Source organism: Aliidiomarina minuta (assembly GCF_003987145.1).
Lineage (GTDB): Bacteria > Pseudomonadota > Gammaproteobacteria > Enterobacterales > Alteromonadaceae > Aliidiomarina > Aliidiomarina minuta.
On the sequence record NZ_PIPL01000002.1, the window covers coordinates 291,120 to 303,910 of the forward strand.

Sequence of the window (12,791 nt, forward strand, 5' to 3'; positions counted from 1 at the left end):
AATTGCATCGCATGAAAATTCTAATTATAGACCCTCAGTTTTTAACACGTTCAGGGCTTATTCATTTGCTCACCAGTTATAGTGACAATGTCGCCATATACGAGGCGGATTCCTTCGCTGTAGCACAGAGTTACCTTTCTGGTAGTGAAAGCTACGATATGATTTTTGCCGAACTCGATTTACCGGATATCGAGCATAGGGATATCGTGCAACGTATCTATTCATTGGCACCGCAAAGCCATCAGGTTCTGTTTACCTGGCGTCAACATAATGCGGACATTCGACAAGCAATAGTGCAGGGCGCGCGCAGTTACCTTTGTAAAGGTGCGAGTGCTGAGCAAATGAAGTTAGCTATTCATGGTTTATTGCAGGGTAAAGACTATTTGCCGGTTGAGGATTCATCAGGTAGTAAGTCTGTGCGTAGTGACATACAGCGTCATCTTTCGCCTCGGCAACAAGAAATTATGCAGTTACTTGCACAAGGTCTTTCGAATAAAGAAATTGCTAATATTCTGGGCATTACAGAGGGTACAATCCGAGTTCATTTGTCAGCCATATTTAAGGCGATCAAAGTCTCTAACCGCACCGAAGCTACCTTGTGGTATCTGTTACGGCAGAACAAACTAAGCGCCTGATGATCGACCTCAAAGATTTGACTCATAGTTTGCAGCAACAATACCGGGCACCTGTTGAAAAGTGGGACCCTCCCTTTTGTGGTGATATCGACATTCGTATTACGGCAGACGGGGAGTGGTTATATCAGGGGTCTCCTATCAAGCGCGTGGAATTGGTGCGTTTATTTGCTAGTGTTTTGTGGCGGGAAAATGACGAATATTATTTAATTACGCCTGCAGAAAAAGTCAGAATTGTTGTAGAAGATTGCCCTTTTATTGTCACTGAATGGCATAACCCAGAGGATAAACCTGATTTAATTCAACTGGTTACTAATATCGGTGAGGTTTATATCTTGTCTCATGAGCATCCCCTACGTATTGTAGATTCTTTACCAGCGGTCGAAATCCGTGACGGTTTTTTGGCGCGAGTCCACCGAAACGTGTATTATCAATGGGCCGCTCTGGCTGAAGAAGCCAGAGACGATGAAAAAGCAGGATATTATCTTCAAAGTGGTGACGCCCGATTTTGGTTAGGACCGCAATCCTAGGGGTGGTAGGCCAATTGAGCCTTATCAGGGGTTGTAAATGCAACATAACAAGACAATATATCTGGTAGATGAAGCCGATAAGCGTTGCCAGCAATTGGCAACCTTGCTTGAGTTCGTGGGTGAGCGGCCATTGCTGGTTGCAGCTGGCGACTTGGAACAGGTGTTTAAACGCCAGCAGAAGTTACCCTTCTGTATTATCGCAGGTACTTCTGTAGATGCAGAAAGTCTGATTAAAGAACATACTACTATCCCTTTCCTGCTCACTCCAGAGCAGCATGAGAGCATATTGGATTGTGCGAATGCGCTGGGGCAGATTCCCGATGGTGTCAGTTATTCCGAACTTACCCAGATGCTGCATTATTGTCAGGAGTACCATCGTCAGCGCCCTCAACATCAATTGTCGAACGGACAGACCCTACACCAGCAGGATTTGATGCGAAACCTGGTGGGGCACAGCCAGGGAATTGAAGAGGTTCGCACGCTGATCACTCAGGTGGCCAGTACCAATGCTAATGTACTGATATTGGGTGAATCAGGTACCGGTAAGGAAGTTACCGCGCGAGCCATTCATGATTTGTCTTCTCGTTATGAAGGTCCCTTTGTACCTGTTAACTGCGGTGCTATCCCCGGTGATTTGCTCGAAAGCGAATTATTTGGCCATGAGAAAGGTGCTTTTACCGGCGCTATCAGCACCCGAAAAGGTCGTTTTGAAATGGCCGAGGGCGGCACTTTATTCCTTGATGAAATTGGTGATATGCCAATGCCAATGCAGGTTAAACTTCTACGTGTTCTGCAGGAACGGGTTTTTGAACGAGTCGGCGGTAGTAAACAAATCGTGGCCGATGTGCGAATTGTTGCAGCGACACACCGTAAACTGGATACCATGATCAAGCATGGCCAGTTCCGTGAAGATTTATACTATCGTCTGAATGTATTCCCGGTTGAAGTGCCCTCTTTGCGTGAGCGTAGGGAAGATATTCCATTACTGGTTCGTGAATTATTACGCAGACTGGCGACAGAACAGGGCATACGTCTTAAATTTACCGAGTCGGCGATAGCCTCTCTGGCGGAACACAACTGGCCGGGTAATGTTCGGGAACTGGCTAATCTTATCGAACGTATGAGCATCACTCATCCTGACGGTGTTATTGACGTACATGATTTGCCAGTCAAATACCGCCACGTTGATAGTCCTCAGTTTATTCCGGAATACCCGGAAGAGATTCACGAACGGGATGCCTTGACGGCGATTTTTTCGGATGATGAAGAAACGCTCGACAATGTGCTTTACCCTGGTGAAGACAAGCCAGGTGTGATGACTCAGTTGCCTCCGGAAGGAGTGGATTTAAAAAGTCTGCTGGGTGAACTTGAAGTGGATCTTATTCGTCAGGCGCTGGAGCAACAGGACTGGATTGTAGCAAGGGCGGCCGAACTTTTAGGAATGCGAAGAACCACGCTGGTGGAAAAAATGCGCAAATACGAATTAAAGCGTAATTAATTGTTAAGAAAGCGCAAATTTGATGGCATAGCCATTGCATAACTCCCGCTGTTGGCAGTAAAGGATGGTTTTATGACGCAAGCGGCTGCAGTGGCGCAAAAGGTGCAAATGGACTCTGTTTTGGCAGCTATGCCAAATGGGGTGCTTATGCTCGATTCCCGAGGGGTTATTAGCTCTGCAAACCCCGCCGCTGAGCGCTTACTTGGTCAGCAACTGAACGGTGAGTTGTGGCGGGATGTGATTAGTTCAGCCTTTTCCCCGCGTGAAGATGATGGCCATGAAGTTTCGTTGGTTTCAGGTCAACGGGTGCGCCTGGATATTTCCTCTTTGCAGCCAGATCCTGGTCAACTAATTGTTATTACTGACATGTCAGAGACTCGGGCGTTGCAGGCCAGAGTAGGCCAGATGCAGCGTTTATCAGCGATGGGCCGGATGGTTGCTTCGCTGGCACACCAGATTCGAACTCCTTTGTCAGCGGCTATGTTATACGCAGAAAACCTGCGTCGCGATAAATTGCCTTCAGCGCAACGTGAAAAATTCAGTCGTAAACTAACTGACCGATTACAGGACTTGGAGCAACAGGTGAATGACATGTTGCTATTTGCTAAAAGTGGCGAGCAATTACCTGTTGAGCACTTATTTTTGAATGATGTTGTTCGCGAAGTAGCGGAACAAGTAGAACCATTAGCACAGCGTGAAAGTATTCAACTGGAAGTCGTAATCGCAGATGAAGATGCTGAATTTATTGGCAATATGTCGGCTTTGACGAGCGCTATTCAAAACCTGGTTATGAACGCGTTGCAAGCCTGCCCTAAGAATAGTCGGGTAGGTATAGCTGCAAGTCTTAATGAAGAACAGCTTTTTATTCAGGTGCTGGATAACGGCCCCGGTATAGATAAAAAAGATCTGGAACATATTTTCACCCCGTTTTTCACTCGCAAATCACAGGGCACCGGGCTGGGTCTGGCTGTGGTTAAAACAGTCGCCAAAGCTCATCAGGGAAGCATCAGAGTGGATAGCGAAGTTGGTCGGGGTACTATTTTTACGCTAGCGTTGCCGGTTTACCGGGGGAATAATAAGCATGAATGATGAGCGCCAAATCCTGATTGTGGAAGATGATAAAAATCTACAGGAAGCTATTGTGGATACACTGGAACTGAATGGCTTCCAGTGTCTGACTGCTGATTCTGCTGAAGATGCTTTATTGAGCCTGAAGCAGGAAGTCGTCGATATGGTGATCAGTGACGTTCAGATGCCTGGATTAAGCGGATTGCAGTTGCTGAACAGCATGCAACGCCAGGGCTTAGTGATTCCTACACTGATGATGACCGCATATGCCAAAGTTGATGATGCGGTAACAGCCATGCGCGCTGGCGCACTGGACTACCTCAGTAAACCTTTTTCCACCGAGCGTTTGTTAGAGTTAGTTAATCGCTATTTACCCGCTAAGTCAGTCACCAGTGGTCAGCCGGTGGTTGGTGATAGTAACAGTGAACAAATGCTGAAGCTGGCAAGACGAGTCGCAAATACCGAAGCAACAGTAATGGTGACAGGCCCGAGCGGGTCGGGTAAAGAGGTGCTGGCTCAATATATTCACCAACAGTCGACGCGTAGTGACGGACCTTTTGTGGCCATTAACTGTGCCGCGATTCCTGAAAACATGCTGGAATCAACCCTGTTTGGTTATGAGAAAGGTGCTTTTACCGGAGCTATACAGGCTAATCCAGGTAAGTTTGAGCAGGCCCAGGGTGGCACCCTGCTATTGGATGAAATCACTGAAATGGATTTAAGCCTGCAATCTAAGTTATTGCGTGTTTTACAGGAACGTCAGGTAGAACGCCTGGGTGGGCGCAAAACTATTGAACTGGATGTACGGATTATAGCCACTAGCAATAGAGACCTTAAAGCGGCGGTTGCTGACGGCGTATTTCGCGAAGATTTATATTATCGTTTGAATGTGTTCCCGTTAAACTGGCGTCCGTTGCAGGATCGCGCTGGTGATATTTTACCTTTGGCTGAACATTTACTTAATCGGCACTGTGAACGGAATAGTCAGGTCACACCAACCTTTACCGACTGCGCTAAGCGCAAAATGCAGGAATACAATTGGCCGGGAAATGTGCGTGAACTGGAGAACGTAATTCAGCGTGCGTTGATCTTGCATTCGGATGGGCAGGTCAGCGCTGACGACTTATTACTGGACGATGGTTTTGCTGCAGCAACTGAAGCTAGTGTGGAAAGTGCGCCTGAATTGGATGATGGCACACCGGAACGCCTGGGTAGTGAATTAAAACAGCAGGAACAACAGATTATTCTGGATATGTTGAAACGTTGTAACGGCAAACGTAAAGATGTTGCCGAGAATCTGGGTATCAGCGCCAGAACCTTGCGTTATAAATTAGCTCAGATGCGCGAACAAGGGATAGAGTTGCCATAGAATAAAAGTTGGCGCTTTCTTTGCATAGAATATCTTTACGGAAGATTTACAGGGCGCGCGCCTAAAAATTGACGCCAGGCGACGCTTTTGGGGGAAACCAATGAACGTTAAAAGCAATCATCTTTACAGCGAAATGCAGAGCATGCTCTCTGAAATGCGTCCTGAAGCTCAGCAGCTGGACCGCATGAATCAGCTGAATCGTGTTAATGAGACGAATCAAACCCAGTCCGATTTTGGCGGTATGCTTAAATCGGCGATTGATAACATTAATGAGTTGCAAACGGATGCTCGTGACTTGCAGACCCGGGTTGAAATGGGTGACAGCAGTGTATCATTGGCTGAGGCTATGATCGCGGCACAAAAATCCAGCATCGCCTTTGAGGCTGGTGTGCAAGTGCGCAACAAGGTTGTGGACGCCTATGAAAAGATTATGAATATGCCGGTGTAAACCAGCCTATTCAAAGCAGGAGTATAAATCATGGCAGAATCCACTGACCTGGTGGCTTCAAAGCAGGACTTTCCTGCCAGCAAAGACTCTAATAAAGACAGCTCATCCGGCGAAGAACAGAAATCTGGTTTCTTAAGCGGGCTGGGTAATTTCGACGTATTACGTCAGATTATTATTGTCGTTGCGCTGGCCATTTGTCTGGCGATCGCAGTTTTCATTATGATCTGGGTACAGGAACCCGATTATCGCCCGCTTGGCGAACTGGAAACAGCTGAGCTGGTCGAAACTCTGGATTTCCTGGATGCTAATCGACATGACTACCGTGTTGAAGGCAACACGGTTTATGTACGTGAGTCAGCCTACAGTGATATACGCCTGCAAATGACCCGCCAGGGTATGGGCCCTGCACACCGCTCTGGTGGTGATGATTTTCTGATGCAGGATCCTGGTTTTGGCGTCAGCCAGCGACTGGAAACTGAACGTTTAAAATACTCCCGTGAGCAACAACTGGCTCGCACTATTGAAGATATGCAGTCGATCAGTAAAGCCCGGGTTTTACTGGCGGTACCTCGTGAAAATGTATTTGCCCGTCGCGAACGGCAACCCAGTGCCAGTGTCATGGTGAATACGCGGCGTCCTCAGTTAGGCCGTGAAGAAATCGACTCAATCGTCGACTTAGTAGCTTCGGCTGTTCCGCAACTGACTCCTAATCAGGTCACAGTGACTGACCAGAATGGTAAATTGCTGCATTCTGGTTCACGTACTGAACTTTCTGCTCAGGCACGACGCGAATATGAGATTGAACGACAGCGTGAACAGGAGTACCTGGATAAAATTGACAATATTCTGTCGCCTGTTGTCGGTTATGGTAACTATACGTCCCAGGTCGATGTGACTATGGACTTCACTTCGGTAGAGCAGACTCAACGCACTTTTAATCCAGACTTGCCGGCTATCCGCAGTGAAATGCTAATCGAAGATAATACGATTGGCGGTGGTATTGGAGGTATCCCCGGAGCGCTGAGTAATCAGCCGCCACTGGATTCTGATATTCCTGAAGAAGTGGGGCCTGGAATGGCGGGCGCGCCAGTGCCCGGTCGTAATCACCGGGAACGGACCCGTAATTATGAATTAGATCAGACTATTAGCCATACGCGCCAGCAAAGCGGCGTATTGCAGCGCTTAAGTGTCTCTGTAGCACTGGATTTCCGGGATGTGACTAACGCTGAAGGGGAGACCGTACAGGAACCCTTTACGCAGGAAGAGTTAGCTGACCTCCGCCGTATGTTGCAGGGCGGCCTGGGCTTTAATATGAATAGAGGTGACTCTCTGGAAGTGGTCGCGTTCCCTTTCATTCGCTCGCCTTTATTTGATGAAGCACGTGCCCCATGGTGGGAAGAACCCTGGTTCTGGCGTTTGATGCGTCTAGTGGCCGGCGTGTTGGTTATATCGGTATTGATTATTACTGTAGTACGACCAATGCTGCGTAAGCTTATCTATCCGGATGAAAGCGCAGATGATGGTATTGATGAATTACTGGCGCGGGATGAGGATCTGGGCGACGAAACTATTGACATGCTGACCGAACAGTTTGATGGCGATTCGATAGGTTTCTCACCGGATGGTACGCTACAGTTGCCCGATCTGCATAAAGATGAAGATTTATTAAAAGCAGTACGTGCCCTGGTTGCCAACGAACCTGAGCTTTCTTCTCAGGTTGTAAAAGCATGGTTGAATGAAGATGTCTGAAGCAGAAGCTAAAACAAAAAGACGCACTCTGGCGCAAATTGATGATGATGCCGCCTTTGATGTTCATAAACTAAGTGGTGTCGAAAAAGCTGCCATTTTGCTGTTGAGCCTGTCTGAAGAAGATGCGGCGCAAATTCTGAAACACCTGGAACCTAAACAGGTGCAGCGGGTAGGTATGGCTATGGCGAGTCTTGAAGACTTCAGCCAGGAAAAGGTCAATGCCGTGCACAGCCTGTTCCTGGAAGAAATCCAGGAATTCACCACCATTGGCTTCAAGAGTGAAGAGTTTGTGCGTAAAGCACTTACCGCGGCTCTGGGTGAAGACAAAGCCGGCAATCTTATTGAACAGATTGTTATGGGCAGCGGTGCTAAAGGTCTGGACTCTCTTAAATGGATGGATTCTAAGCAGGTCGCAACCCTCATTCGCAATGAACATCCGCAGATTCAGACAATTGTCTTGTCCTATCTGGACCCTGAACAATCTGCCGAAATCATGGCCCAGTTTACCGAGAAAGTTCGCCTGGACTTAATGATGCGTATTGCCAACCTGGAAGAAGTTCAACCAGCAGCGTTGCAGGAATTAAACGAAATCATGGAGAAGCAGTTCGCCGGTCAGTCGGGTGCGCAGGCAGCCAAAATGGGCGGCCTGAAAGCAGCTGCGAATATCATGAACTATCTGGATACCAGTGTCGAAGGCCCGCTAATGGATTCTATCCGCGAGCAGGACGAAGAGATGAGTCAGCAGATTCAGGATCTGATGTTTGTTTTCGAAAACCTTATCGATGTCGACGACCGTGGTATTCAGACTTTGCTGCGTGAAGTGGAAGGCGAAGTCTTGCAAAAAGCGCTTAAAGGCACTGATGACAAGCTGAAAGAAAAAATATTCCGCAATATGTCAAAACGTGCAGCTGAACTGCTGCAGGACGATCTGGAAGCTATGGGTCCAGTGCGTATTGGCGATGTAGAAACTGCACAAAAAGATATACTTGCTATAGCCCGACGCCTGGCTGATTCAGGCGAAATCATGTTGGGTGGTGGCACTAATGATGAATTCTTGTTCTAACACTCTGGAGTGGTCATGAGTAAAACCGATCGTTCGGGTGCTGGGGAACAGACTTCACGCTGGGAGTATCCCGATATTACCAGTGAAGAGCATTTGCAGACTGAGCGGCGCAATGCGGTTAACAAACCTATGCGCTGGCAGTTTGAGCCACCTGAAGAAGAACCTGAAGATGACGAGGAAGACGGCGAGCCGAATGCGCTCACCGCTGAAATGCTGGAAAAAATTCAGCATGAAGCACAGCAGGAAGGTTATGCCCAGGGGCATGATGAAGGCTTAAAGGCCGGGCATGAAGAAGGTTACCAGTCGGGTTATGAAGAAGGCCTGTTAAAAGGTAAAGAAGTTGGTGAAAGCGAAGCCCGTATTGTCGGTGAACAAGCGGCAGAGGAGCTGAGTATGCGCTGGCAACAGCTCTTCGAACATATGCGCCACCCTGCGCTACAAATTAATGAAGCGGTTGAACGTCAGCTGGTAGCTATGACTGCGTCTTTGGCCCAGGCTGTCTGTCTGCATGAAATAAATACCAACCCTGAGATTATCTGCAAGGTGGTCCAAAAAGCCGTTGCTGAGTTGGGTGAAGAGGGGACAAAACTGACCCTGAGTCTGCACCCTGAGGATCTGGAATTAATTAAGCAACGCTGGAGTGAAGAAGAGCGTACTGAAGCTGGCTGGAAACTCAGCGTTGATGAATCGCTGACGCGCGGTGGTTGTGTTGTTATTACCCCCGTTACCCGGGTAGATGCGACTCTGGAATCGAGAATCGCAGATGTATTTAAATACTATATTCAGGGTATGCAAGCGCCTGCGAGTGAATCTATGCGTTCTGAGCCGCAGCAGGATGCGGTTGAGATGACACGTCGGCATCAGGCTCAGAAAGCTGAACAAAAAGCCCAGCAAGAGGCTGCAGAAGAGCAAAAGCAGCCCGAACAGGACACAAACAACAACCAGGATAAGGCTGATGGCAGCGCAGACTGAGCTTGAGCGACGGCTCGAACAGCGCAGCCAGTATATCCGGCCCGCGCGTTTACAAAGCAGTGGTCGCCTTACCCGGGTTGTAGGGCTTACTTTCGAAGCGATAGGCTGCAGCGCAGGTATTGGTTCTTTGTGTGCAGTGGAGACCGCGGGTGGCGAAGTACTGGCCGAAGTGGTTGGCTTTTCTGGTGATATCCTCTTCTTAATGCCTGCGGATGATGCTCATGGTGTTATCCCGGGTGCTCGTGTGCGACCTCTTATTGATCAGGTAGGCATCCCACTGGGTATTGAGTTATTAGGACGGGTTATTGATGGTGCTGGCAATCCATTGGACGGCTTAGGCCCTATCAATACGCAACGTCACGGTACGCGACAACATAAAAAAATGAACCCACTGGCCAGGCGGCCTGTACGTGAACCTCTGGATGTTGGAGTGACCGCTATTAATGCACTGATGACCGTTGGCAAAGGTCAGCGGATGGGGCTTTTCGCTGGTAGTGGCGTTGGTAAAAGTGTTTTGCTCGGTATGATGACCCGAGGGTCTACGGCTGATGTGATAGTGGTAGGGCTGATTGGTGAGCGGGGCCGCGAAGTTAAAGAGTTTATCGAAGATATTCTGGGTGAGCAGGGGCGTAAACGCAGTGTAGTAGTTGCGGCACCGGCTGATCAGTCGCCCTTAATGCGTCTGCGCGGTTGTGAAACCGCGGCTCAGATCGCTGAATACTTTCGTGATCAGGGCCTGAATGTCTTGCTATTGATGGATTCATTAACCCGTTATGCCATGGCGCAACGGGAAATTGCTCTTGCGATTGGCGAGCCACCAGCAACTAAAGGTTATCCGCCTTCAGTATTTGCCCGCTTACCTGCGTTGGTTGAACGAGCGGGGAATGGCGGTGATGGTCAGGGTTCGATAACTGCATTTTATACGGTATTAACGGAAGGCGATGACTTACAGGACCCTATTGCGGATTCTGCACGGGCTATTCTGGACGGCCATGTGGTATTGAGCCGTCGTCTGGCGGAGTCAGGCCATTATCCAGCCATAGATATTGAATCGTCGGTAAGTCGAGTGATGCCTCAGGTAGTGACACCGGAACATTTGCAACATGCCATGGCGGTTAAACAAGTCTATTCGACTTACCAGCAAAACCGCGATCTTATTAGCATAGGTGCTTATAGCAAAGGGTCAGACCCGCGTGTTGATAAAGCGATTCAAATGTTACCTCTTGTGGAAAAATTCTTGCAGCAGGGAATGCTGGATATCGCTCCGTTTGACGACTGCGTTGCTGTGCTTGGCCAACTTGCAAATCGGGCGGGCTAAGGTATGAATTTAAAAGCTTTGCTGCTGGTCCGGGATATGGAAAAGAAGCGCGAAGATCAAGCCGCGGTGTCTTTGCAGCAGGCAAGACAACAACATGATTTGCAGCATCGGCGATTGCAGGGGCTGGAGCAATACCGGCTGGAGTACCTGAACAGCGCTCAGGAGCGGGGTAAAGGTGGGCTGCAGTCGATGCGTTTTGGCCATTATCATGCTTTTGTTGGCAAGCTGGACACCGGTATTCAGCAGCAGCGTGGAAATCTACAGCGTTTGCAGCAGGTTGTCGAGCAACGACAGAAGTTGTGGATGGAAAAACAGCAGCGGCGCAAAGCGATTGATAATCTTATTGAAAAGCATGAAAAAGAGATTGATGTTAAACGTCAGAAACAAGAACAAAAAACCTCGGATGAATATGCAATGCAGGGATTTATGCGCCGTCGGCGTAGTATTTAATTAAGTTTGGAACGGTCTTTGCATTGTTTAGAGCAATATAGAGTAGCGACCCTATAGGTTGCCGTCCTTGAGGTATTTTCATGCAGCACATTTTACCCACTGAAATCAGTGTTCATCCTACGCCAGCTACCCCATCTAAGGGCAAGCATTCAGCTGGACAGCAGAATGAAAAAACGGTCTTTGAGAACGAGCTGGACCGCCATTCAAAGCAGGATGTTAAGGTAAAGCCTGAGTCGCGGGATGCGGCTGACGGCAAAGCGGCAAAAGTTGCCGCAGCGCCAACAGAGGCAAAGAGCAAAACAGAAGGCAAGGAAGGCAAGAAGTCGGCCGAAGATAAGAGCCCGGCAAAGGACAAAGAACAAGTTGAGGGAGAGGAAGAAGTCGAGGGTAACAATAAGCCCGATGATAGTGTTGATGACCTGTCTGAAGCAGAAGATTGGTTTAGCCTGATCGAGAATGCACGAAACCTGAGTGAGGGGGAAATGCAGGAATTGCAGGAAGCTGTAGTGCAGATTGAAGAAGCTAAGCCAGAATGGTTGCAGGAGGTCGATTTAGACAGTATTGAAGCTGGCTCCGATAACGAAGAAGCAAGCGCTAAGCTGCAGGCTTTACTGGCTGACTTGATGAGCCAGCTGGATATGAACGAGGGTGAGCTGGAATCTTTGGATATGGAGCAGCTTCGTTCGATGTTAGCTTCCGTAATTGAGGACTTTGAATGGCAAGGGCAACCACTCACTGAAGAAAGCAAAGAACAGTTATTGGTGTTATTGGATGTTCAGCTAGACGCTTTAGAGACTGCGGACGAAGAATCTCCAGAACCTGAAGGCCAGCAGTTGGTGGCAAATTTACTGGCGCAGCTGAATCAGATGCTGCCGAAAGAAAATGATAATAGTCGGTCCACTCGGGGAGCCGCGAATCAGCCATCACCGGTAGTACAGGCGATGGCTAAGGCGAGTGAAGAATTGCGCCAGCAAATGCAAAGTGCTTTATCAGATGATAATGCTAAGCCGGATGACGCTGAGAAGGTAGATAATTTGCGGCGGCTGTTTGCTGACACCTTAGCGCAACAAAATACGGGTAGTGAGAACCGGCCGCAACAAAATAGCGTCCAGTCTGCAAATAATGCGCAGACTTTAGTGAATAATTCAGCCAATACCCTGTCTACCCAGCAGCGTCAGGCACAGGAAGCTCAGCAGAGTAGCGCTAAGGAAAGTGCGCGGCAGACTCAACAGGCAATAGATATTCTTGGCCCTCAGGCACCGCAACAATTGCGGGAACGCATTTCTGTAATGTTTAATAGCCGCACTCAGGCTGCAGAAATAAGACTGGACCCGCCGGATTTAGGGCGCATGCAGATTCGCATTAACCTGAGCCAGGAGCAAACTGCGGTCAGTTTCCAGGTTACTAATCCGCAAGCCAGGGAGGCGCTGGAACAAAGTATTCCGCGACTGCGTGAATTGTTGGAAGAACAGGGCTTGAACCTGTCGGAAGCGAATGTAAGTGAACAATCTGAGCAACAGGCTGGTAGTGACGAAGGAACTGCCGGTTTTGCGAGCAGTATACAGTCTGGTGACGAGCCGGAACTAGATGAGCAGGCTTATATTGAAGCTGATATACAACCATTAAATGGCCGAATTGACTACTATGCCTGAGCGTAAGGACTGATGAGCCGGCGCCGGTAAAGAGGACAGAAA

At 48.6% G+C, this 12,791-nt stretch carries 12 protein-coding genes; all 12 read left to right on the forward strand.

What is annotated here, in order from left to right:
* The first annotated feature begins 11 nt into the window (after positions 1-11).
* The 12 genes from CWE09_RS11605 to CWE09_RS11660 all read left to right on the forward strand — a co-directional run bounded on the left by CWE09_RS11605 (position 12) and on the right by CWE09_RS11660 (position 12,749).
* Positions 12-635 carry a LuxR C-terminal-related transcriptional regulator gene (locus tag CWE09_RS11605; protein WP_126804201.1) on the forward strand — a complete coding sequence of 208 codons (624 nt, stop codon included), beginning with the start codon at positions 12-14 and terminating at the stop codon, positions 633-635.
* Complete coding sequence (locus tag CWE09_RS11610; protein ID WP_126804202.1) at positions 635-1,162, forward strand: DUF1285 domain-containing protein; 528 nt, start codon at positions 635-637, stop codon at positions 1,160-1,162. Before CWE09_RS11605 ends, CWE09_RS11610 begins: the two co-directional genes overlap by 1 nt.
* Before the next feature lie 37 nt (positions 1,163-1,199).
* A complete protein-coding gene (locus CWE09_RS11615) occupies positions 1,200-2,660 on the forward strand; it encodes a sigma-54 dependent transcriptional regulator (protein ID WP_126804203.1) in 1,461 nt (486 codons plus the stop codon).
* A 72-nt stretch (positions 2,661-2,732) separates the two neighbouring features.
* Positions 2,733-3,749, forward strand: a complete 1,017-nt coding sequence (locus tag CWE09_RS11620) for a sensor histidine kinase (RefSeq protein WP_126804204.1) — start codon at positions 2,733-2,735, stop codon at positions 3,747-3,749.
* Positions 3,742-5,097, forward strand: a complete 1,356-nt coding sequence (locus CWE09_RS11625) for a sigma-54-dependent transcriptional regulator (RefSeq protein WP_126804205.1) — start codon at positions 3,742-3,744, stop codon at positions 5,095-5,097. The genes CWE09_RS11620 and CWE09_RS11625 overlap by 8 nt, the downstream gene beginning before the upstream one ends.
* Before the next feature lie 100 nt (positions 5,098-5,197).
* Positions 5,198-5,545: a flagellar hook-basal body complex protein FliE gene (gene fliE, locus CWE09_RS11630; RefSeq protein ID WP_126804206.1), complete on the forward strand. Its 348-nt coding sequence runs from the start codon at positions 5,198-5,200 to the stop codon at positions 5,543-5,545.
* Positions 5,546-5,575: 30 nt separating this feature from the next.
* Positions 5,576-7,294, forward strand: coding sequence for a flagellar basal-body MS-ring/collar protein FliF (fliF, locus tag CWE09_RS11635; protein ID WP_126804207.1), 1,719 nt, complete (start codon positions 5,576-5,578; stop codon positions 7,292-7,294).
* Positions 7,287-8,357 carry a flagellar motor switch protein FliG gene (fliG, locus tag CWE09_RS11640; protein ID WP_126804248.1) on the forward strand — a complete coding sequence of 357 codons (1,071 nt, stop codon included), beginning with the start codon at positions 7,287-7,289 and terminating at the stop codon, positions 8,355-8,357. The genes fliF and fliG overlap by 8 nt, the downstream gene beginning before the upstream one ends.
* A gap of 15 nt (positions 8,358-8,372) precedes the next feature.
* Complete coding sequence (gene fliH, locus CWE09_RS11645) at positions 8,373-9,329, forward strand: flagellar assembly protein FliH (RefSeq protein ID WP_126804208.1); 957 nt, start codon at positions 8,373-8,375, stop codon at positions 9,327-9,329.
* On the forward strand, positions 9,313-10,647 hold the full coding sequence (gene fliI / locus CWE09_RS11650) for a flagellar protein export ATPase FliI (protein WP_126804209.1): 1,335 nt from the start codon (positions 9,313-9,315) through the stop codon (positions 10,645-10,647). The genes fliH and fliI overlap by 17 nt, the downstream gene beginning before the upstream one ends.
* Before the next feature lie 3 nt (positions 10,648-10,650).
* Entirely contained in the window at positions 10,651-11,097 is a 447-nt protein-coding gene (fliJ, locus tag CWE09_RS11655) for a flagellar export protein FliJ (RefSeq protein WP_126804210.1), read from the forward strand.
* Between the two features lie 80 nt (positions 11,098-11,177).
* Positions 11,178-12,749, forward strand: coding sequence for a flagellar hook-length control protein FliK (locus CWE09_RS11660; protein WP_126804211.1), 1,572 nt, complete (start codon positions 11,178-11,180; stop codon positions 12,747-12,749).
* Positions 12,750-12,791 lie beyond the last annotated feature (42 nt).